This window comes from Solwaraspora sp. WMMA2059 (assembly GCF_027497315.1).
Taxonomy (GTDB): Bacteria; Actinomycetota; Actinomycetes; order Mycobacteriales; family Micromonosporaceae; genus Micromonospora_E.
The window spans coordinates 3,470,528-3,491,999 of sequence record NZ_CP114908.1; the positions used below are offsets into that span (position 1 = coordinate 3,470,528).

At 66.5% G+C, this 21,472-nt stretch carries 18 protein-coding genes; 10 read left to right on the forward strand and 8 right to left on the reverse strand.

The genetic code is table 11. The features are described 5' to 3' along the window. Positions 1-296 precede the first annotated feature (296 nt). Entirely contained in the window at positions 297-1,586 is a 1,290-nt protein-coding gene (locus O7553_RS15810) for a hypothetical protein (RefSeq protein ID WP_281550525.1), read from the forward strand. Positions 1,587-1,941: 355 nt separating this feature from the next. Next, positions 1,942-2,226: a hypothetical protein gene (locus tag O7553_RS15815; RefSeq protein ID WP_281550526.1), complete on the forward strand. Its 285-nt coding sequence runs from the start codon at positions 1,942-1,944 to the stop codon at positions 2,224-2,226. 510 nt (positions 2,227-2,736) lie between these two features. Here the strand turns inward: O7553_RS15815 and O7553_RS15820 are convergent. Then, a complete protein-coding gene (locus O7553_RS15820) occupies positions 2,737-4,344 on the reverse strand; it encodes a 3'-5' exonuclease (protein ID WP_281550527.1) in 1,608 nt (535 codons plus the stop codon). Positions 4,345-4,729: 385 nt separating this feature from the next. Between O7553_RS15820 and O7553_RS15825 the strand changes: the two genes are divergently transcribed. Further along, a complete protein-coding gene (locus O7553_RS15825; protein ID WP_281550528.1) occupies positions 4,730-4,990 on the forward strand; it encodes a hypothetical protein in 261 nt (86 codons plus the stop codon). 2,357 nt (positions 4,991-7,347) lie between these two features. On the opposite strand, the gene O7553_RS15830 is transcribed toward O7553_RS15825, so the two are convergent. After that, on the reverse strand, positions 7,348-7,608 hold the full coding sequence (locus O7553_RS15830) for a winged helix-turn-helix domain-containing protein (protein ID WP_281550529.1): 261 nt from the start codon (positions 7,606-7,608) through the stop codon (positions 7,348-7,350). Positions 7,609-7,852: 244 nt separating this feature from the next. On the opposite strand from O7553_RS15830, the gene O7553_RS15835 reads away from it, so the two are divergent. From O7553_RS15835 to O7553_RS15845, 3 genes are read left to right on the forward strand one after another with little or no spacing between them, the layout of a single operon-like run. Continuing rightward, entirely contained in the window at positions 7,853-8,194 is a 342-nt protein-coding gene (locus O7553_RS15835) for a hypothetical protein (RefSeq protein ID WP_281550530.1), read from the forward strand. Continuing rightward, positions 8,191-8,982: a hypothetical protein gene (locus O7553_RS15840; RefSeq protein WP_281550531.1), complete on the forward strand. Its 792-nt coding sequence runs from the start codon at positions 8,191-8,193 to the stop codon at positions 8,980-8,982. Before O7553_RS15835 ends, O7553_RS15840 begins: the two co-directional genes overlap by 4 nt. After that, entirely contained in the window at positions 8,979-9,512 is a 534-nt protein-coding gene (locus O7553_RS15845; RefSeq protein WP_281550532.1) for a hypothetical protein, read from the forward strand. Before O7553_RS15840 ends, O7553_RS15845 begins: the two co-directional genes overlap by 4 nt. On the opposite strand, the gene O7553_RS15850 is transcribed toward O7553_RS15845, so the two are convergent. Continuing rightward, complete coding sequence (locus O7553_RS15850) at positions 9,439-9,870, reverse strand: hypothetical protein (RefSeq protein WP_281550533.1); 432 nt, start codon at positions 9,868-9,870, stop codon at positions 9,439-9,441. The genes O7553_RS15845 and O7553_RS15850 overlap by 74 nt on opposite strands. Positions 9,871-10,276: 406 nt before the next feature. Between O7553_RS15850 and O7553_RS15855 the strand changes: the two genes are divergently transcribed. Further along, entirely contained in the window at positions 10,277-11,860 is a 1,584-nt protein-coding gene (locus O7553_RS15855) for a hypothetical protein (RefSeq protein ID WP_281550534.1), read from the forward strand. 1,002 nt (positions 11,861-12,862) lie between these two features. Here O7553_RS15855 and O7553_RS15860 read toward each other — a convergent pair. Continuing rightward, on the reverse strand, positions 12,863-13,159 hold the full coding sequence (locus O7553_RS15860) for a hypothetical protein (protein WP_281550535.1): 297 nt from the start codon (positions 13,157-13,159) through the stop codon (positions 12,863-12,865). A gap of 47 nt (positions 13,160-13,206) precedes the next feature. On the opposite strand from O7553_RS15860, the gene O7553_RS15865 reads away from it, so the two are divergent. Beyond that, entirely contained in the window at positions 13,207-13,620 is a 414-nt protein-coding gene (locus tag O7553_RS15865) for a hypothetical protein (protein ID WP_281550536.1), read from the forward strand. Here the strand turns inward: O7553_RS15865 and O7553_RS15870 are convergent. After that, positions 13,547-14,242 (reverse strand): TetR family transcriptional regulator, encoded by a 696-nt coding sequence (locus tag O7553_RS15870; RefSeq protein WP_281550537.1) that lies wholly within the window; start codon positions 14,240-14,242, stop codon positions 13,547-13,549. The genes O7553_RS15865 and O7553_RS15870 overlap by 74 nt on opposite strands. Next, the gene (locus tag O7553_RS15875; protein WP_281550538.1) at positions 14,239-14,559 is read right to left on the reverse strand and encodes a multidrug efflux SMR transporter; all 321 of its coding nucleotides are present in this window, start codon (positions 14,557-14,559) and stop codon (positions 14,239-14,241) included. The genes O7553_RS15870 and O7553_RS15875 overlap by 4 nt, the downstream gene beginning before the upstream one ends. Positions 14,560-14,757: 198 nt before the next feature. Between O7553_RS15875 and O7553_RS15880 the strand changes: the two genes are divergently transcribed. After that, the gene (locus O7553_RS15880) at positions 14,758-15,843 is read left to right on the forward strand and encodes a hypothetical protein (protein WP_281550539.1); all 1,086 of its coding nucleotides are present in this window, start codon (positions 14,758-14,760) and stop codon (positions 15,841-15,843) included. Positions 15,844-15,960: 117 nt separating this feature from the next. Next, positions 15,961-17,475 carry a cellulose binding domain-containing protein gene (locus O7553_RS15885; RefSeq protein WP_281550540.1) on the forward strand — a complete coding sequence of 505 codons (1,515 nt, stop codon included), beginning with the start codon at positions 15,961-15,963 and terminating at the stop codon, positions 17,473-17,475. Between the two features lie 61 nt (positions 17,476-17,536). Here the strand turns inward: O7553_RS15885 and O7553_RS15890 are convergent, their stop codons facing one another. Together O7553_RS15890 and O7553_RS15895 are read right to left on the reverse strand one after the other, a co-directional pair. Beyond that, complete coding sequence (locus O7553_RS15890) at positions 17,537-19,939, reverse strand: helix-turn-helix domain-containing protein (RefSeq protein ID WP_281550541.1); 2,403 nt, start codon at positions 19,937-19,939, stop codon at positions 17,537-17,539. Positions 19,940-20,105: 166 nt separating this feature from the next. Continuing rightward, entirely contained in the window at positions 20,106-21,431 is a 1,326-nt protein-coding gene (locus O7553_RS15895) for an ATP-dependent 6-phosphofructokinase (RefSeq protein ID WP_281550542.1), read from the reverse strand. Between the last annotated feature and the right edge of the window lie 41 nt (positions 21,432-21,472).

The following is a 21,472-nucleotide window of genomic DNA, read 5'->3' on the forward strand; positions in this document are numbered from 1 at the left end:
CGCGGAATCCCAGCGCGCACCACCTGAATGTTTGCCACCGTCGGACTCGACCCACGCCAACGGTTGCACTTCAGAAAGATCATTACCGGACTCAGCAATACAATCGTGCTATTGAGCACCCATCTGATTGATGACGTTGCCGCAACGGCCGACCGAGTTGTCGTGCTCCATGCCGGGGCAGCCAGGTTCGATGGCACTGTTGCCGAACTCGAACGTATGGACCGTGCAGATCTCCCGGGACATACCGCACTTGAACGCGCATACATACACCTGCTGCCAGAGGGAGAGCAGCGGATATGAGAATCCTGTGGCTCCATATTCGCAACTCACCGATCCGGGTGGCTGTGCCCATTCTGATTGCCCTGGACCTGGCGGTGCTGTTTTTGCGTAGCAACTTTTGGATTGGCTCCTGGCCGGAGACTGGCGCCGCAGCACAGGTGCCCGCTTATCTCGTCGGCATACTTGGCGCAGGTGCCGCAGCATGGGCAGCAGGCGCGACGAACAGGCACGGGCTGGACGAACAAATTTCGACCGCTTCAGTTCGCACCCATAGGTTGGAGGCACACCGACTTGGATCGACCGCTATTATCCTGCTAGCCCCCTATCTAACCGGGCAGGCAGTTGCATTTGCAATAACCGCCCGATCATTTCCGCCTGGAGTACAAGTCTGGGCCGGATACTTTCTTCTTGGCATTTTCGTCACCCTGTTTGCCACAGCGATAGGCTGGCTGATCGGCAAGCTTTTCACCCCCGTCTTTGCAGCCATGACCGCCTCTGTTGGGTTCCTGTTCCTTCTTGCCCTGTTGGATCGAGCGGGCGGCTTCATCGTGGTAAGCGGGCATCCGAATGCCATGATCGACCCCCTCGGTATCACATTTCGGATGCTGACCATAGCAGCACTCATTGTTGGGTTGGCCTGGATTCCAACCAAGCCTTCCCGCACTCGCCTTCCCGTCGCCGCAGCACTAATCACCACAATTCTTATGGTCATCGGCGTGGCAGTAGCAAGACCGTTGGTTGTCGACCGCGAACCGATAGGGAGCAACGCCCTCTGCACCAACGGAACGGTCACGATATGCATCTGGCCCGAACACAAGAAGTATTTATCATCGATTACTGGTATCAGCGCTCGAATCGATCAGTTGCCGGCGGAGTTTGAGCGACCGGAACGTATCATCCAATTCGGGGTGGAGCGCACAGTCCGCATCGACGACGGAGTGATATACGAAATCGAGGAGGCTTCGCCCCACTTCTACATACTCGAAGGCAGCCCGTGGTCATATGCAAGCGACATCGCAAATGCCATCGTCACGGCCACTTTCCCGGGCCACTCCGGGGCAGCCTGCATCTGGGACTCATTGACCTCCGCAGACCAGGCCCGCCTCTCCACTCTGAACGCCTGGCTGGAAACCTACCTAGCAGGAAACGGACAGCCCGATTATCAAACCAACGCCCCTGACCACATGCAGGAAGCATTCGCGGCCGGACGCGCGATCGCTAACGATCTCAGACAGGATCAGCAGTTCGACTGGGCTCAGCGGGAGGTAGGTGAAATCCATGGAAGATACTGCAACAAGAGTTCGTGAATTATTCACGACCGCAGCACCTGAACGCGCTTTTCTCGCCGCTCGACGATTCAGCCACGTCCTTACCGCTACGACGATACTAGCCGCACTTGCTGCTACTTTCGGCGACTACGAGACAGCGCTACCGACGGCCACGCGAGATGGAAGCATCACCGTACCGATTTGGCGTTTCTTGGCCATGGCAGCCGCGACACTTCCCGTTCTCGGCCTGCATAGCCACCTCTCCACGCTAGAAGCGGTCGCGACCAGACGCTTTCGGCGCTGGCAGCGCGGATATCTCTGCGGCACCACGATCACATGCGCAATTGCCTATCTTGGGATCTCATCACTGACGACAAGCCCAGTCGTTCTACTGATGATCGCACGGTCCTGGCTCGCCTGGACCGGCCTGGCCCTTCTATCCGGCTTGTGGCTCGGCTGGCGGTTGGCATGGACAGGGCCGGCGCTGGTAGCCGTGATCCTCTTCTACTGGGGCACCTCCCGGCAGGGCGAGTACTTCTGGTGGGAGTTCACCGCACGCCCAGGAGATGACCTTGCATCGCTCCTACTCAGCGCGGCCATACTCGCCATCGGGTTGGGAGCCTACGCGGCGACGCCGTGGCGGCGCCGGCGGCTGAACTCGTGGCGACGGTCCCGGTGATACCCGAAGGCGTCACGTTTCGTATGCTATATACGGGTGTCGACGGCCGAACCGGCTGTAGCACCGTAGCCCGTAACGCGTCGACGATGAGTCGCACAGCCGGTCTCTGTGGTCCGCCGCGACCTCGACGTCACCGCGCTCGGCTGTCGCACCTACGTCTTCCGGGCCTGCTACAACGCCCCGGGCTCACCGAACCGTTCGGTGCCCGGGTGGCGGGGGTGCTGTCGTCGCCGCCGAGCTCGGCCGCCGAGCCGCAGTCGCTCACCCCAACCATCGCCCGACCAGCAGCAAACTGCCGGTCGAGGCGACTATCGCATCAGCATCGACTCGGGTTACCGGTCCCCGTTGGCGGCCGGCGCTTCATTGAGGACCGCGTGCCGAAGGACGGCGTATCGATGGACGGCGTATCGATGGACGGCGTGTGGGTGCTTGCCGCGGTCTGCAATCGACGGTGCGTGGACCGCCTCGGTTTCTGCCTCACGGCGTGGCTCATTAGGCCCTGGTGCCGCGCTACGCCACGATCTGACGGACGAGTTCGGCGAGGCCGGCCGCGACTGCGCCACCGGCGAGGAGCACCACCGCGCAACCGCTGCTGCGCGTCGCCGACGCGGCCCTGGCCTGCCGCTCGCGAAGCTCCGCCATGTCGACCTGGTACACGTGCGGCTCGTTCCAACTCCGATCCCGCGCCACGAACGTCTGGTGGTACTGGGCGTCGGTCAGCTCGTACTTGCGCCAGGACCCGTGCCACTCGGGTCGGGAGCGTCGACCCTCATTGGCACGTTCGGCCGCGATCCGTTGGGCGACCTGTTCGCCGGTCTGGTCGGCAAAGAGCCCGGTCGCACGTTTTGCGGCCTCGTCTTCCAGCAGCTTGCGAGCATGCTCAGGAGCAAGAACGTCGACACCGGCCGCGGCCGGCTTCGCCAACCGAGGATCGTCAGCCAACGGGTCGTCGCAGACCACCAGGCGTACCGTCTTGGTGAAGCTGACGGCGGCCTTCGCACCGTGCTCCACGGCGTAGTCGATCACCTCGGTAACGGCGGGCGAGTCGCCGATCGGCAGGATCCGCCAGCCCTTGAGCGGCCCGTTGGCCCTGGCCCGGTTGGCGGCTGCCGCTTCCTCCAGGTCGCTGATGAGGTGCGATGATGCGAGTTCCCGACCCGCCCGCTGCAGTTCCCGGAGCTCTGCCGGGGTGACCACGCCGTCGGCCTCGGCTCGGGCTCGGGAGTCTGCCAGGAACTCTTCGTGCACCTGGCGGGCGGTGGTCTGGGTCAGTCCGGCGTTGGTGGCCGCGACCGCCAGTTGGTTGGCTTCCTCCCCAACGATCCGACCATCGGCCAGGGCGTGGCCGAGCAACGCCCGATAGTCGGCCAGCCCGCCCGGCCGGGGCTGCGGCGGGTACGCCATGCGCGGCAGTCGCGCGGTGAGGGTCGCCAGCCATCCTTCGGTGCCTTTGCGCAGCCCGGCAGCCCTGGGCGCGACGATGCCGGTGCGGGGTAGCGCCGGAATCGGTGCGGGTTGCGGCCCGATCCAGGAGAGCCGCTGCGGCGCCTCGTTGATGAACTTCGTCAGGGTCACGGCAAGTGCCCTTGCGTCGCCGAGCGCCGAGTGCACCGCGTCGAGCCACTCCCCCGTGACCAGATGGTGCACGTTCTCGAGCTTGTAGCCCCAACTGTCAATCTGGGTCCGGGCGGTGACCAACGAACACAGCCCGGGAAGACCACTGAGGTTGACGCCGAGCCGCCCGAACTCGGCGATCAGGAACTTCTCCTCGTGGTCGAGGTTGTGACTGACCACGACGGCATCGCGGAGATAGGCCAGCACGTCGCCGGCGGCCTGTTGAAAGGTCGGAGCATGTTTGACGTCGGCGTTGGTGATGCCGTGGTACTCGTCGTTGTTGATCCGCATGCCTGGGTTGATCAGGGTCGAGTACTCGTCGACGACGACGCCGTCACCCCGCATCCGCACGATCGCCAGCTCGCACACGCGGGATCCCTTGTTCGGGTGCAGCCCGGTGGTCTCCAGGTCGATGATGGCGTACGTCAGGGCACGCGGGTCGGCGCCGCTTCGGCGAGTTAGTTCACCACGGGTGAACATAAATACGACCTCCATCAAGATCATGTCGATAGCGTCTGCCTCCGCATGATCAGCAGAGGACGGCGTTTCCGAGCTGACGCACGGCGATTCACAACCTCAGCCGACCGGCGAGCAGGGATCAGGTCCAAGGCGCTCGAAGCACTTCTCTGTGGATCACTTCCGCTGACTCAGACCGGCACCTTACGTCGCTGGATTCCGCGTCCGGTTCCACCGAAGGGTTCATGTTCACGGTCTATGGTTCAGCCGCAGTCAGCCGGAGAAGTTCCTTCCACCGCCATGCGGGCTGTCCATCCGGCAAGATCGTTCCCCGAGTATCGTTCGCGAAGCCGACAGTATGAGGCCGACCGAGGACCTACTTCATCCGGTACGGTCGAAGCTACTGCGATTGTCCGATGGGGAGGATGTCGGCGTGAGTTCGGTTGAGGAGGTCAAGGCGGGCGTCGCCCGGTTCGGTGACGAGGTCGGCCAGCAGGTCGGCGCGATCCGGGCCAGCGCGGAAGCCCTCGACCGCAGTACGGCGGCGCTGCGCGGCATCACCAGCGGGTCCAGCCACTCGCAGGTCTCCGAGACGATCGCCAAGGTCGAGCAGGCGAACCAGAAGCTGGCCGTGCCGGCGGCGCTGAAGCAGAGCGCGATCGAGTCCAGCCGTGGCTACGCCGCGAGCTTCTGACCGGCTGGGAGGATCACCTAATGTCGACAGTGATCCTGCCCGCCTGGCTGAGCATGGGTCCCCGCTACCGGTACGTCCGCCCACCGGACCCAACACCGGATGCAACGAGGTCCACGCGGTCACCGCAGCCTGCTGGTCGAAATCGACCCGACCTGCGACCAGTTTCCGACTCGTCAGAACAGGGCTTACCTCGCCGAGGGCCAAAGATTCAACTCCCGAGGAACTCGACCTGCATCGAATCGACTGCGGCACCCATCCAGCTGGGCCCGATTTCTATATGCCTTCCTACGCGCCATCTGTGGGACGGTTGCGCCTTGCACTCTAGTTCTACTGGACGGCAACCGGTCACCTTCTTGACTCCGTCTTATATGCTCGATTCATGACTGAGTCGACGGTGGCCCTGTGGGAGCCGGATCTCGTACCTCCCGAGGATTGGTTGCTACCAAGCATTCTATATCAGGATAGAATCAGCACACTGGCTCCATGGCCGTACGGAAACGATCGCGACGGCAAGGCCGCTCGCAGATTGGCCGATTCACTTGGCCCTCTCTATGAGCCACTGTCGATACTGTTCGCCCCGAACAAGGGTTACGAAGACGAACTAGTCCACTTCATGCGAGGCCTACTTCCGTATTGGCATGACCAGATGGGGCAAGTCCTTCGCACAACCTGGGACCCCTACATCCATTCATGGCTCGATCGTTCCCGTAGATGGCCCATACAGATCGAGTCCATTAATGGCAGGGCCCGAACCGCACGCGACGCTGTATCTTCAGCGAAAGAACAGCTAGCAATCATCAAACGGCACCACCAAGAAGATCTTGAGCGTATCGAGCGGAAGGTCCGGGACCTTGAGTCCGCTCTCTCGACCGTGCGCTCCGAACTGGCCCCTGCGCTCGCCATGCAGAAACTGGAACGACGTTCTGCGTTAGCACATGTCTTGGCGCGTCGGGCATCTCTCATCCGCCCAGGCGGGCGCTGGGGCCGCGATATGGAGCGCGATTTAGCTATACGTGCAGCTGATACAGAATTGAAGCACCTACACCAGAATCTTGCGAGCGCACAATCGTCGCCCGAGCAACAGAGGATTGATTCCCTCAAGCGAGAAATCGACACTGCGCGGGCTACCCGCGCCAATCACATTAACAATCTGCGTTTCGCACACGAACGTCTCGCTAGCGCTCGCAAAGATTCAGAACTCGCCGATTTTGCCGTACACGCACCATGGCTACATAGAGGCGAGACCGAAGAATGGATACGTCCAGATAGTCTCGAGCAAGGAATACCTACCGGCCTCGAAACTATCGGTACCGGTAAAGTTCGCAACAGGGTTTTCAAATTCTTGGCAACCGAAGCTGGAATGTGGGTATCACAACAGGAAAATTCTACATACGAGGGCACACTCGTAGGCCCGAAGTGGGTCGTGGATCAGGTCCTCGGAGTCCTCGCAGAGTGGCACTGCGCCAAAACAGACGGCTGGGTACTGATGTCCAGATCGACAACTCCGGATAGGCATTCCATTTCCAAGCCAATAAGTGCCGATGCGATACTGACTCTTGCAATTCAATGGGTGCTTCCGGCGCCCGTTCGAGCACCCCTATCTGACGTGCTAGATTTCCGACAGAAATACAATGAAGAGCTTCGGCTAATTCGCAGCACTCTCGCCTCAAGCATTCCCGACGCAAACACACTTGACGACCTAAAGGATGGCATGAGTTTGCTACGAATGGCCATCGCGGAGCCACTCGCCGAAGTTGAGAGAGCCTTGATGCTTCACCGATCAATCGAAGGTCGAAAAGTAGCACAAACGGTCGTTTACAAGTCGGGGTCGGGCATCCGCGCTGTCGCAGGCGGGCTCACAGCGTCGACGATAGCCATACCGATACTAGGAAACACTATCGACGCCAGAGGTCTCGCCGCAACCATTGGGGGAGGTATCGTTCTGTCGACGTTGAGCATCTCGGCACAGTACCTGTATAAACGTGGTTCAGCTCGGCGTGCAGAAAATGCGATGAGAAGTAGCCCTTACCGATATTTGTACGAAGTTGGTCAGCGATTCGGCCTGCCTAGCACATAAGAGGACGTCGGATTCGCGCATTTTGCCATAGCGTGAGTCAGTCGTGTCACCAGGCTGGGTGGTTCCGGTGATCAGTCGTATGGCGAGGTTGTCGATCATCGCGATGGTGATCATTTTGGCGGAGTTGTCGGGTCGGGGCTTCGTAGTCGCCTACGAGTCGGCAGTGGGACGTTGGTGGAGGACTTGACGCTCTGGCACTCCATGATGGATAAATCGGCTCACCTGAGGTCACCACCGAGCCCGACAGGCCACCCGAACTACCTAACACCCCGGCAGAGACTCAGCCCTGCGTCTCGTTCGGGTCGACGACAAACACGCCGACGCCCTGCACGCCCTCGATCAGCCCTTCGGTCCGCAGCTTGAAGATGGCCTGGCGCACGACGATCGCTGACACGTCATGCTCCTTGCACAGCTGTGCGGTGGACGGAAGCTTGTCGCCTGGTGCCAGCTCACCGGAGACGATCTGGCTCCGGAGGTGGTCGGCGATCTTCTCCCACTTGGGCTTGGCGGGCATGGGCGGCTCCCTGATCTGCGCACCCATTTGATCACGCGCCAGCTTTGTATGGCAAGAAATCGGCGCTCATGGGTTGCTTCGTATGGGCGCATATGTAAAGCTGTCTCCGCGCCGCTCCCTGGTCTGCAAACCCGGAGTGGTTGCCCCGCAAGGAGCCCGGTCGGCCGACGCCGCCTGTCGGCCGGCCGGGTGCGTCAACCTGCCCGCCACCTGCGACAACAGTCGCATCAGCGGCGGGTGCCATCTCCACGCGTACGGGAGGCAACGTCCGGTGACACCCGACCCCCGCCCCACCCCGACCGTCCCACCACCACCCACCCGGCAGCGCCCGGCCGGCGACCAACGCTCCGCGACCTACTACACCCGCTACGCCCGCGCCCGCGTCGTCGAAGCGCAACGCACCATCGACAGGCACACCACCTCGGCGTACACCGGCTGTTGTCTCGGCTGTGGACGGCCCGGACCGTGCGCGGACCTCACCGAAGCCGAAGCGACGATGCACCGCTACCACCGACTGCCGTTCCGCCGCCCCGGCGCGACGCTGCTCGACCCCAACCGGGTCGCCGACACCCCCGACCGGCCCCGGTTCTCCTGGTTGAGCAGGTCGGCATGAGCACCCGGGAGTACGCCGCCGACGCCGCAGCCCTGCAGGTCGCCGCCGACACGATCGGCGCGCTGCGGGCGGTCTGCCTGGCCCTGGAGACCGCCGTCACCCACGTCACCGAGCAGCTCGGCGACGCCCACACGCTCGCCCCGGACGCCCGGCTCGCCGTCGACCGCTACGAGGAAGCCCTGCACCAGGCGTGGGAGGCGTACGGCGAAGTCTTCGACGCCGTCACCGTCGCCCGGCCGCAGCTGCCGGGCAGCCGCCCGGTCGGCGTCGCCGCCATCATGCGCGGCCTGCGGACCGCCCGCGAGCACGCCACCCACGCCGCCGGCGCCACCGGCGACGCCCGACCCCGGGTGTTGGCCGCTGCCGACCGCCTGGCCCGCAGCGACGACCCGTACGCCCAGGTCGCCGCCGCCCGGCTGCGCACCGCCCTGGCCCGCCTCGACCAGCTCGGCGGCAGCCTCGGCGTCGGCACCGGCGCCCTCGACCGCTACTTCAACGCCCTCGCCAACGGCTACGACCCGCCGCAGCAGCGGCTACGCCGGCTGGCCGCACGACGCCCACTCACCGGCACCCCACCCGCCGCCGCCGACACCGACGACGGCGAGCCACCCGGCGACGGTGCCGGGTCCGCCGGGCGGCAGCCACCGACCGAGGTACGCGGCCTCGCCGCCCGTACCGCCGCGTCGCTGGTCGCCGCCGGCCGGCACCACGTCAGGTTCCGCACCTTCTGGCAGCTCGTCCGCCACCACATCTGGGAAGACGCCTTTCGCACCTGGAGGAGCCGATGACCAGCGCACCCACCGCCGCACTGACCTACCTGGTCGCCGGGCAGACCGGCGCACACGAACGCCAACTCGCCCGCTTCGACGACGACCAGTGGCAGGAGTACCTCGACCTGCTCAGCGGACTGTTCGTCCTCACCGTGGACCGACGCTTCCGGCCCGGCGAACCGGCCGCGGTGATCCGCTTCGTCGCCAGCGTCCGGGAACGCTTCGACCCGGCCGGCACCGCCATCGACCCGACCGTGGCCGAGACCCTGATGTACGCCGCCCTCGGCCAGCACGACACCCTGCCCGCCACCGCCGAAACCATCACCGCACAGACCCTGCTGGTCGTCGCCCTGGTCACCGACGAAGGACTCAGCCCGGCCGGCCTGGCCGACCTGATCGACGACACCACCACGATGATCACCGCCGAGCCGGACGACCGGCCAGCCGCCGTCACCCCGGACGGGCCGGCCGCCGTCACCACCGACGGGCAGCCGGCCGACCAGCAGCAGCCCGACGACCACGAGCAGCAGCCGGCTGATCCGACCTGATCAGAGCGGCGATCGACGACTCGACGGCGGCGGTGTCCAGCGGCTCACCGATGGCGAAGTGTTGCAGCAGGACACCGTCGACAAAGACAGCGACCGCGTACGCCGCACGGTCGCCGGTCAGCGGCGTCAGGATCTCGCAGAGACGGTCCCGCCAGGCACGGGCCAGTGGCCGCAGCTCGGGGCTGCGGGCTGCGGCCAGGTAGAGCTCCAGCTCGGTCAGCGCCCGACCCCGGTCGGCCAGGTACTCCCCGATCAGCCCGGTGAGCCGGGCCGGCAGCTCGGTGCCGTCGCCGAGCTGATCGGCCCAGCGGTGCAACTCGGCCTCGACGTCCGTCTGCGCCTGCCGCAGCCCGGCCACGATCAGATCGGCCAGAGTCGGAAAGTAGTAGGTCGTCGCCCCGAGCGGGACAGTAGCCGCCGCACCGAGTTGAGCGGCGCGCTACTCACGCCAACCTCCGGGATCCGGTGCTGGACTGTGCCTGCTTTCGCCACCTTCAGCCCCACGAGGATGATCGATGTTCACCACTGCGTTAGCCCGAATCCGGAGCCTGCTGGCCGCCGGGATCGTCACCGGGATGCTCGCGACGGCAGGTACGTGACACTCCCTCTCCGCCGACTTGCGCACCCGGGCCCAACCACCCCCGACCAGCCGACACCCGCACCCCACCACCACGGCACCGCCGTGCCCGGCCACGCCGACCGCCGGTATGCCCACGAGACCTGGGATTACTTACGATCTAAGAGCGTATGACATCATCTGTGACATGGCAGCGCTCACCGTGGACAGTGCCCGGTCGGATGACACTCGATCGCGAGCCATCGGCAGACTTCACCCAGCAACGATTCTGACCGCCCTGTGTGTCGCACTTGGCGTCCTATACAGATTCCTTGCACTGCTGTGGAGCGTGCCACCCACCAACAGCGATGAAGCGACTATGGGACTGGCCGCGATCCACATATCGAAGGCCGAAAACTTCCCGGCATTCTTCTATGGGCAGAACTACATGGGGACGCTCGAAGCCTACTTGGCCGCGCCGATATTTGCACTATTCGGACCATCGGTTATTGCGCTGCGAATCCCGAACCTGCTCCTCTTTGGCTCCTTTCTTATCATAATGTGGCGGCTCGTCAACCAGCTTTACCGCAGCCGCTGGTTTACCTTGCTGGTAGTCGGCATTCTAGCACTCGGCTCAGACCGGATACTGAAGAATCAAATGATTTCCGGTGGCGGCTATCCCGAAATTAATCCGGCGGGCGCCGGGTTGATGTTGCTCGCAGTTGGGCTCGCGACAAATCGGTATCGCCATCACAGCGCAGCCTTCGCAGCATGGGGGTTCATCGCTGGATTGATGATCTGGGTTGATCCACTCGTCCTGCCATATGTTCTTTGCGCAGGTGTGGTCCTAGCCATCTTCACAAGGAAGGAAATTGTAGGGAGGCTCGGTGCCCTTCTGGCGGGAGGCGTCCTTATAGGTGCCACACCCCTCTTCGTCCACTCAATCAGCTCTCGCGTAAATCCAGTGTCTGTGCTGGTCAGTCTGGGCGGAGACGGTGAGGCATCGCCATGGACGGATCATGTTTATGGCGGTGTGATTTTCGGCATCCCAATGGGGACGGGGTTTTGCGCTCCGAGCGCATGTGAACCGTGGCAACTTTGGTGGGGATTTGCTTTTCCACTACTCCTCCTAGCTGCAGCAATAACCGCAGTGGCTTCGATCCGACAGCAAGAGGGTAAACAGAGAGTCTTCTCGGTAGCCCACTTAGGTCTGTTGATCGGCGCCGCATTGACGATTCTCGCCTATGTTCGGAGTAGTGCCGCAGCAGACACTCCAGTCGAAAGCGCCAGGTACCTCTCGTGCCTCCTGATTTCGCTGCCAGCCGCGTTGTGGCCACTTTGGCGATTGCTACAACGTCGCGCGGGAGTTTGGCCTGCGGTCGCAGCAACTGTTCTTACCGCCACTGCAGTATCGGCTTTTGTCGCCACTGCTAGTGTCGTGGCGATTGCTCCTGATATGAGAGATCTCGCCCGACAACGAGAGAACATGATCGCACGGCTGGAGCAACTAGCTGTAACCCATGTCTATAGTGAATACTGGACATGCAACAATATCACCTTCGCGACAAACGAGAGAATCGTGTGTGCTGTCATTGACGAAGGCGACTTGAGTCCAGGCCTAAACCGACACTTGCCACATCTAGAGGCGGTGCAGGATTCGAGTGATCCAGCATACGTTCTTCCTGTCGATTCACCTGCCAACCCGCTAGTTATCAAACTCATGTCAACGAGTCAAGCCGTACCAACTGTTGTGAACGTACCCGGCTACCACATCTACTTACCGAGTAACTAAGTCGTTCGGCATTTCACCCGGACCAGCGAGGAAGGACCCGGAGCGCGACACTCCGGGTCCTCTGACCCCTTATTAGGACAAATCTCAGGCCCGCCCGCCCCAACTCGAAACCGCCGCGGTTCCGCTCGGGCAGTAGGCCCATGCGCCATTCCGGTCACCGAACCAGGGAGTGCTGGAACTCTTGTAAACTCCGCTGTTGCTGCAAAGAATATAGATTGCGTAGCGCTGCGGACCAGTGCCATCGCACCAACCCCAAGCGCTCGTGCTGTATGTGTCCGTCTGGCAGTACCCGTTCCAGTCGTTCGGGACCACCACCGCGTCGCCAGATGCTGGCGGGGCTGCCATTGCGGATGGCGCTACTGCCACTGCGGACATCAACGCGAAGGCCGCTCCCACTACCCCAGCTCGCCCAATCAAGCGGCGAATCCACGAATTTGAGAACATCTGCGCCTCCTGTAGCTCTACACGAGGGCGAACAATTGCTGTTCATCGCCTTCCCCTCGTATGTATGGCGATGACACGATCAAGAATGACACTTGAAGTCGTCGACGTCCATATCCGTTCGGAGTCAGCTCTTCGCCGATTCTTGGCCCCAACAGCGCTATCTTCATGACGAGTTAATATTCTTTTTGAAACGGCGACGAACATCACAGACGTTTCAAGATCATCTGGTAAGGTTGAGGATGGTGAATGGCCTGGTCATGTCGCGGGCGGCCCATCTGGTGGCTTCCGTGATGTCGGTTCGGCCGGCCAGGCGTAGGGCGTTGATCGCGAGGTTGCGTAGCGAGGCCAGGACGCGGGGCCCGGACCGGGTTCGCGTGGTCGACCGGTCTTCCCGGTAGCAGGTGTCCCTGATCCAGTGCAACGACTCGATGGCCCAGTGGCCGCGGTTGTAGGCGGCCCGTTTGGCGGGGCCGGCCTGGTCGGGAGTGTGGCTGGCGATGCCGAGCTGCGCGGCGGCGGACTGTTTCCCGGTGGCGGTGTGCGTGACGTAGCGCTCGATCAGCCAGACCTGGTTGACGTGCGGGAACGGCAGATCGGGCGGGCGGGCAGGACACGGATGGTCCGGCGGGTCCGGCGGCCGTGTCCGATGTCGACGCTTTCCAGGTCGGGCGGGGTGTCGGCCCAGGGCAGCGCGTTGAGGGCGTCGAACAGGGTCCGGCGGTTCTCCTTGACCGGGAACATGAACTGGCCGCCACGGTGGTGGATGAGTTCGGCGGTCGGCCTGACGGTGTGCAACGCGTCTGCGGTGGCCGGCTCCGTGGTCCTGGCGCCGCCGGTCGGCGCCTGGGCGAGCACGACGCTGACCGCTCCCGGTCGCGGTCCCCGGCGAGAGCGGACAGCAGGTGCAACTGGTTCCTGTCGTAATCGACGGGTTCCGGGCCGGTGACCCGGCTGCGGTGATCCGCTTCGTCGCCAGCGTCCGGGAACGCTTCGACCCGGCCGGCACCGCCATCGACCCGACCGTGGCGGAAACCCTGATGTACGCCGCCCTCGGCCAGCACGACACCCTGCCCGCCACCGCCGAAACCATCACCGCACAGACCCTGCTGGTCGTCGCCCTGGTCACCGACGAAGGACTCAGCCCGGCCGGCCTGGCCGACCTGATCGACGACACCACCACGATGATCACCGCCGAGCCGGACGACCGGCCAGCCGCCGTCACCCCGGACGGGCCGGCCGCCGTCACCACCGACGGGCAGCCGGCCGACCAGCAGCAGCCCGACGACCACGAGCAGCAGCCGGCTGATCCGACCTGATCAGAGCGGCGATCGACGACTCGACGGCGGCGGTGTCCAGCGGCTCACCGATGGCGAAGTGTTGCAGCAGGACACCGTCGACAAAGACAGCGACCGCGTACGCCGCACGGTCGCCGGTCAGCGGCGTCAGGATCTCGCAGAGACGGTCCCGCCAGGCACGGGCCAGTGGCCGCAGCTCGGGGCTGCGGGCTGCGGCCAGGTAGAGCTCCAGCTCGGTCAGCGCCCGACCCCGGTCGGCCAGGTACTCCCCGATCAGCCCGGTGAGCCGGGCCGGCAGCTCGGTGCCGTCGCCGAGCTGATCGGCCCAGCGGTGCAACTCGGCCTCGACGTCCGTCTGCGCCTGCCGCAGCCCGGCCACGATCAGATCGGCCAGAGTCGGAAAGTAGTAGGTCGTCGCCCCGAGCGGGACACCGGCGCGGGCGGCGACCGCCCGGTGCGTGGTCCGCCCGATGCCGACCTCGGCGACCACCTCCAGGGTTGCGGCGGCCAGCGCCCGGCGGCGGCCCTCCGGGTCCCGTGGCCGCGCCGGACGGCGGTCCGGGCCGCCGGACGAGCCGTGAGCCGGGCTGCTGGCCGGACGGCGGTCCGGGCTGCTGGCCGCGCTACCCGGGTCGGCGGTCAATGGGCACCGCCCAGGTTGAGCACCACCACACCCGCGATGACCAGCCCGATCCCGGTCACCTTCGTCAGAGTCAACGACTCACCCAGGAACGTCGCGCCGATCGCGGCGATGGCCGCCGTGCCGAGCCCGGCCCACAGCGCGTACGCAACACCGACCGGGATCGTCTTCACCGCCTGGGCGAGGCAGGCGAACGCGGCGACGTACGCCGCGACCAGGGTGAGCGTCGGCCACAGCCGGGTGAACCCGTGGGTCGACTTGAGCAGACTCGTCCCGATCACCTCAGCGGTGATCGCGGCAGCGAGGAACACGTACGCCATGACCGTCTCCCGTTCTCGCACACACGTACATGTACAAGCGTACAAGAAACGGGGTGGGCCGGCAGCGGATGTCCCCGGCCGACCACCGGGTGAGTAGCCGCCGCACGGATTTGAGCGGCGCGCTACTCACGCCAACCTCCGGGATCCGGTGCTGGACTGTGCCTGCTTTCGCCACCTTCAGCCCCACGAGGATGATCGATGTTCACCACTGCGTTAGCCCGAATCCGGAGCCTGCTGGCCGCCGGGATCGTCACCGGAGTGATCGCGACGGCGGGTGCGGTGACCCTCGCGGCACCGCCGGCCACCGCCGGCGGCCCCACCCTGGTCCCGCTCGTCACCTTCTTCAGCCCCGCCCGGGGCGACTACTTCACCACCAGCCAGTCGGCGTGGACCTGCAAGTACTTCCGCCTCGCCGGCTGCGCGCCCGACCCGCTCTACCACAGCGTCGGCGTCCAAGGGCACGTCTTCAACCCCGACAACCCCCGGCCGGCCGGCACCACCCCGCTCTACCACTGGTGGAGCCCCGACCGAGCGGACAACTTCCTCACCACCGACCCCAACTGGGCCGGCAACGTCGGCGACCGCAAGACATCTGGCCACGAGTACACGCTGTTCCGGATCGAGGGGTACGTGCCGATCGCGCTACCGGTCGGCGGCGGGATGGCCTTCTACAGCTACTGGAACCCGGCCACCGAGGACAACGCCGCCCTGGCGACGTGGAACCGGGTCACGGGTTACAGCTCGCCCGCGCCCGGTTGGGGCCTGTACCGCCGCGAAACCGGCTACCTGCTGCCCCCGGAGTCGTCGACCCTGCGGAGATGCCAGCCGCCCATGACCACGCCGAACCACACGTCCGACCCCTGGTCCGCCGCCGGCAACCTGGTGAACCCCTGGTTGGCGGAGCATGGCCTGGAGGACGGCGACGCCCTGCGCGTCGACGCGACCGGGGAGATCAGGACCGACTTCTGGGGCAACGTCAAGCCGGTGCACGGGTACTCCTGGCAGCACGCCGTACCCGGCTACCCGGCGCCCGGTGAGCCTCCCTACTCGCTCATCGGCTCGGTGACGGCCGGCGCGACCTTCGTCAGCGGACGCGGATGGTACGAGGCCGGCAGCTGGTTCCCGATCGTCGGCACCCGGGACACCGGCACCCCGTCGACCTCGCCGTGCCTGCTCTACGAAACAGCCGGGCAGGTAGGCGGCAGGTTCCAGGTCACGATCAACGACAACAACCTCAGTGACAACGGCGGAGCCGCGACCGTGACCGTACGCCAGTGGTGGTGAGCCGACCTCGGCCCGGCCATGTGCCGGTACGTAACTACCGGCAGGACGCCCGGCAGGATGACTCCTGCCGGGCGTCCTGCCTGTCTCCCCACATCAGACGTTGCTTGACTGAGCGTCATGGCATCAGTTCGAACAGTGATCACCCTTGCGGTGGTCGTCGCAGCGATGGTCGGCACGACCGCGCTCACCGGTCCCACCTCCGCCAGCGCCGAGGCCCACCAGCCGGAGCCGGCCGGGACCACCGAGTCCATCCTCGACCTCATCCCGGCACCGACCCTGGACCGGATGGTCGCCCAGGCTCCGCTGGTCGACGCGGCCAACGTGATCCGCACCGCGGTCGACCGTGCGCCGGGCCGTGGCTACGCCGGCATCGGCCTGGTCGACGACCAGGTCACCCTGTGGTGGAAGGGAGAGCCGCCCGCCGACATCGCCGCGGCCGTCGCCGCCGCCCGCCGCACCGCGCCGGTCGAGGTGGCCGACGCCACCTACTCCCGCGCCGAACTGCGTACGGCAGCCGCCCGGATCGCCCCGGTGGTGGAGGCCGACCCGACCGACGCCAGCCACTCGGTCCGGCTGCGTACCGATGGCACCGGCATCGAGATCGGCGTCGACTACAGCTCGAGCACCGAGCTGCCGACCCTGCCGGAGACCGGTGTCCGTACCACCTTCGTCGAACGCGACCAGATGGTCGAACGGTCGCGGACCGACGACGACGCACCGTTCGACGGCGGGGCCGGCATCGGGCCCGCCGGGCCCTGGTGCACCGCCGGCTTCGGCGTACGTGACGCGGACACCACCGCCGGCTACATCCTGACCGCCGAGCACTGCGGGTCGATCGGCTCGGTCTGGCACACCGGCTGGGACACCACCACCGGCACCGGCACGCTGATCGGCTACGCGGTCGACAGCAACGACGACCACGACACGATGATCATCTCGACGTCGGCACCCGGCGACCACATCTACGTCGGCGGTCAGCACGACGAGGTCCGCGCCGAAGTGGTCGGCTGGACCGAGGTCTTCCCCGGTCAGCTGCTGTGCCAGTCCGGGTACACCTCGGCGGGAGTGCTCGGCGGACCCATCTGCAACCTGCGGGTCGACTACCACTACACCGACATCGAGGACCTCGTCGAGGCCACCCAGCTCGACGGCCACGACTCCGCCCGGGGCGGCGACAGCGGCGGCCCGGTCTACTTCGTCAACCCCGACGGCACCGTGCTCGCCGCCGGCACCACCACCCGGTCGGCCGGACCGGGCTTCGGGTTCCAGGACTTCGCCACCGCCCGCGACGACTACGGCAACCTGGTGCCGGCGACGGCGATCGCCAGCAGCTGCCGGGTCTCCTTCGTCGTCACCGACTCGTGGGGCACCGGATACACCGCCAGCGTCACCGTCTACAACGACGGCCCGGCCGTCAACGGCTGGTCGGTGGGCTGGACATTCCCCGGCGGGCAGCTCCTGCAGGGTCACTGGAACGGCGTCTTCCAGCAGACCGGATCGGCGGTGACCGTCACCAACGAGAGCCACAACGCCGCCATCCCGACCGGCGGTGCCGTCAACTTCGGCTACACCGCTGACGGTTCCCCCGCCACCCCGACACCCTTCACTCTCAACGGCACTACCTGCAACTGACCCTGCCCACTGGCGCCGGGCCCTGCCGCATCACCGGCGGGGCCCGGTGCGCGTCCGCAGATCAGGGCTCGGCCAGTTCGAGTCGCAGCGTGGCGCGCAGGGCCCGCACCTGCGGGGCGTCCAGTTCGCCACAGCGGTCGAGCGCCCGCTCGCGCAGCAGGCGGGCGGCGGCCCGGTCCGAGGCCGCGTCGGCCAGCGCCGCGAGCGCGTCCAGCGTCTGTGCCTCCCACCACGGGCAGGACAGTGCCGCGTAGAGGGCCAGCGCCGCGCGCAGCGCCTCGGCCGCCGCGTCTGCCTCACCCAACGCCGCGAGCACGAGCCCGTACCGGTGGACGGCGCTGGCCTCGCTGAACGTCGCGCCGCACCGGTTGAACACCCGCCGGGCGCGGGCGTACTCGTCGGCGGCCTCCCGCAGCCGGCCCATCCCGGCCAGATCCGCCCCGAGACTCATCATCGCGCCGGCCCGGGCCACCGCCGCGCCGGTCCGGCTGAGCCCGGTGCCCCGGCCGTGGAACGCCAGCACCTCGCGGTGCAACTCGGCCGCTTCGGCGAACCGGCCGAGCGCGGCCAGCGACCCCGCCTGCGCACTCGCCGCGCTCTGCTCGCCGAGGGCGTACCCGATCTCGCGGAACAGCCCGACCGCCCGGCGGCTGTGGTCGACTGCCGACTCGGCGCGGCCGGTGCGGACCAGGACCGCGGCGGTGTAGGTCAGTGCCCACGCCTGCTCCCGGCGGTCCCCGATCCGCCGGGCCAGGTCCAGCGCCCGGTCCAGAGTGGCCAGCCCGTCGAGGTTACGGTCCTGGCAGAAGTACTGGGCCCAACCCAGGAAGTTCAGCAGTACGGCTTCGTCGCGACAGCTGCCGACGGCCCGGGCCGCGGCGACCGCCAGCGAGAAGACCTCTTCCCAGGGGTGCCGGTGACTGTTGGCGTCGGAGTACCAGTGCAACGCCCTGGCGACCGCGACCACATCGGCGTGTCGACCACATCGGGCCGCGTCGCGCAGCGCCGCCAGCCAGTTGCCGGACTCCCGGTCCAGCCAGTACGCCGCCGCCCGATCGTCGTCGAACGGGGAATCGGCCCGACCGGCGTCCGGTTCGAACATCACCCCGGCCTGCCGGGTACGCAGCAGCAGCCAGCCGATCATCCGTTCGTGCGCCGCCGTCCGGCGGGTCTGCGGTTCCTCGGCGTCGAGGCGTTCCTTGGCGTAGAGCCGGACCAGGTCGTGGAACTGGTACCGGTCGCCGAGGGTCAGGAGGAGACCCGCCTCGACCAGCTCCTCCAGGGCCGTCGACGCGGTCTCCTCGTCGATGCCGGCCACGACGGCGACCAGCGCGGGTGCGAAATCGGTGCCGGGGATCAGTGAGGCCCGCCGGAACACTCGCGCGATCACCGGGTCCAGTTGCCGGTACGAGACCTCGAACGCCGACCGCACGCCCAGGTCCCCGGCGGTCAGGACGGTCAGCCTTCGACGTTCGTCGCGGAGCAGGTCCACCAGCCACGCGACCGACCATTGTGGCCGGCTGGCTAGCCGGTTGCCGGCGATCCGCACGGCCAGCGGCAGCTGTCCGCAGAGTGTGACGAGTTGGTCGGCGGCGGCCGGCTCGGCAGCGATCCGGTCGGCACCGACGATCGCCGCGAGCAGCGCTCGACCGGCCGCCGGAGCGAGCAGGTCGAGCGGCTGGCGGACCGCGCCGGCCAGGCCGGCCAGCGGACGCCGGCAGGTCACCAGCGCCAGGCATCCCCGCCCGGCCGGCAGCAGCGCACGTACCTGTGCCTCGTTCGCGGCGTTGTCCAGGACCACCAGCAGCGGCCGGTCCCGGGTCAGGGTGCGGAACAGGCCGCCCCGCTCGGCCGGCGACACCGGCACCCTGCTGTCCGGCACCCCGAGCGACCGCAGCAGCCCGGCCAGCGCCTCGGCCGGGTCGAGCGGTCCGTCCGGCGAGGCGCCCTGCAGGTCGACGAAGAGCTGTCCGCCGGCAAACGCCCAGCTGAGTCGATGTCCGGCCGCGACCGCGAGGCTGGTCTTGCCGATCCCTGGCGGCCCGTGCAGCACCACCACCGAGGATGTGTCCGGCCGGCCGGCGGCGACCTCGGCGGCCAGCGTCGACAGCCGTTGCAGGATCTCCGCCCGGCCGGCCAGGTCCGGGACGGCGGACGGCAGTTCCCCGGGTACGACCACCGCCGGGCCGTCGTGCGGCACCGTGCCGCCCTCGCGCGGCTGCCGCTCGGCCCGGGCCAGGGCGACGAAGCGGTCGCGGTCCGCCCCGGCCAGCCGCAGGGCATCGGCGAGCAGCACCACCGTCCGTCGTTGCGGGCTGCGCACCCGGCCGCGCTCCATTTCCCGGATGCTGCGGACGCTGGAACCCGCCGCCTCGGCAAGCTCCTCCTGGGTCAGCCTCCGCTCCAGGCGGAGGGTTCTGAGCAGGTCTCCGAACTGGTCATGCTGCACCTGACCGGTAGGCATGTTTCCCCAACCACTCAACGCCCTGGCGCACCTGACGTGCGTCGTTGCCCGCATGTACGTAACCAGAATCGACGACAATGCGCACATAGTGTGATCACAGCGATGACAGATCAGTGACGAATCACCGGGGCCCGGCGTGCGCCGGCACGGGCTTCCCGCCGCTCGATCAGGCAATCAGCGGCGGCTGACCGGTGGCCTCCAGGACCGACAGCCACAGGTCGCCGTGCGGGTCGACCTGGTTGCGGGTGCTCACCGTCAACGGCATCGGCACGTGCACGAACCTGCCCCGCCACCGACCCACCACCAGGTCGGTCCGACCGGCCATCGCCGCGTGCACCGCCGCATGCGCCAACCGAATACAGTAGACACTGTCGTACGGGTTCGCCGGCACGCCACGGATCGTGTAACTCGGGTCGATGTACTTCACACTCGCCTCGCGCCCGGCCCCGGCGAAGTCCTCGACGATCCGCTGCCGCAGGTACCGGCCGAAATCGTGCAGCCGCAGATTGCCGGAGGCGTCGTGGCCGACAGGTTCGCCGGCCAGATGCTCCTGGCCGGCGCCCTCGGCGGCGACGACCGTCGCGTGCCCCCGGTCGGCGACCCGCCGACGCAGGTGCGTCAGGAAACCACCCGGGCCGTCCAGGGCGAACGGCACCTCAGGCACCAGGACGAAATCGGCGTCGTGGGTGGCCAGGGCCGCGTAGCAGGCGATGAAACCCGAGTGCCGGCCCATCAGCTGTACGAGCCCGATCCCGCCGGGAAACGCGGTGGCCTCCACATGGGCTGCCCGGATCACCTCGGTGGCGCGCGCGACCGCCGTCTGAAACCCAAAGCTCTGATCGATGTACGGGATGTCGTTGTCGATCGTCTTCGGCACCCCGACGACGGCGACCGGCCGGCCCCGCCGGGCGAGCACCTCGGTGATCCGCGACGCGCCCCGCATCGAACCGTCGCCACCGATCACGAACAGGATGTCGATGCCGAGCTCGTCGAGGGTGTCGGCGATCTCCTCCGGATCCTGGTTGCCCCGCGACGTACCGAGGATCGTGCCGCCGTACTCGTCGATCCGGTCGACGACCGCCGGGGTCAGCGGGACGGGGTCGTGGCCGTACCGGGCGACCAGCCCCTGATAGCCATTACGGAAACCGACGATCTGCCGCACCCCGTAGCCGGTGGTCAACTCCAGCACCAGAGCCCGGATCACATTGTTCAGGCCGGGGCAGAGCCCACCGCAGGTGACGATCCCGACCCGGGTTCGCGCTGGCTCGAAGAAGATCTTCTGTCGCGGTCCGCCCGGCTCCAGGCTCGGCAGCTCGTCGATGGGCAGACCCCGGCCGGTGAGCATCCCGACGGTGTCGTCGAGCAGCACCCGGTCGGACTCGTCGACGTAGTGCCAGCTGGTGTTGCGCCCGAGCAGCAGTCGGGCCAGCGGCGAGTCGAACAGGCACCCGCCCAGCGTCCGGATCTCCAGTCGCACCGGCTCGTCGGCCATCCACCCATGGTCCCGGCCGTTGTTTTCAACGGCGTTACCGA

Excerpts from the sequence above, each read along its gene's own strand:
- O7553_RS15820 (WP_281550527.1), bottom strand. The coding sequence starts at position 4,344 with ATGATCTTGATGGAGGTCGTATTTATGTTCACCCGTGGTGAACTAACT.
- O7553_RS15880 (WP_281550539.1), top strand. The coding sequence starts at position 14,758 with ATGTTCACCACTGCGTTAGCCCGAATCCGGAGCCTGCTGGCCGCCGGG.
- O7553_RS15810 (WP_281550525.1), top strand. The coding sequence starts at position 297 with ATGAGAATCCTGTGGCTCCATATTCGCAACTCACCGATCCGGGTGGCT.
- O7553_RS15885 (WP_281550540.1), top strand. The coding sequence starts at position 15,961 with ATGGCATCAGTTCGAACAGTGATCACCCTTGCGGTGGTCGTCGCAGCG.
- O7553_RS15895 (WP_281550542.1), bottom strand. The coding sequence starts at position 21,431 with ATGGCCGACGAGCCGGTGCGACTGGAGATCCGGACGCTGGGCGGGTGC.
- O7553_RS15875 (WP_281550538.1), bottom strand. The coding sequence starts at position 14,559 with ATGGCGTACGTGTTCCTCGCTGCCGCGATCACCGCTGAGGTGATCGGG.
- O7553_RS15840 (WP_281550531.1), top strand. The coding sequence starts at position 8,191 with ATGAGCACCCGGGAGTACGCCGCCGACGCCGCAGCCCTGCAGGTCGCC.
- O7553_RS15890 (WP_281550541.1), bottom strand. The coding sequence starts at position 19,939 with ATGCCTACCGGTCAGGTGCAGCATGACCAGTTCGGAGACCTGCTCAGA.
- O7553_RS15830 (WP_281550529.1), bottom strand. The coding sequence starts at position 7,608 with ATGGGTGCGCAGATCAGGGAGCCGCCCATGCCCGCCAAGCCCAAGTGG.
- O7553_RS15845 (WP_281550532.1), top strand. The coding sequence starts at position 8,979 with ATGACCAGCGCACCCACCGCCGCACTGACCTACCTGGTCGCCGGGCAG.
- O7553_RS15855 (WP_281550534.1), top strand. The coding sequence starts at position 10,277 with ATGGCAGCGCTCACCGTGGACAGTGCCCGGTCGGATGACACTCGATCG.
- O7553_RS15815 (WP_281550526.1), top strand. The coding sequence starts at position 1,942 with ATGATCGCACGGTCCTGGCTCGCCTGGACCGGCCTGGCCCTTCTATCC.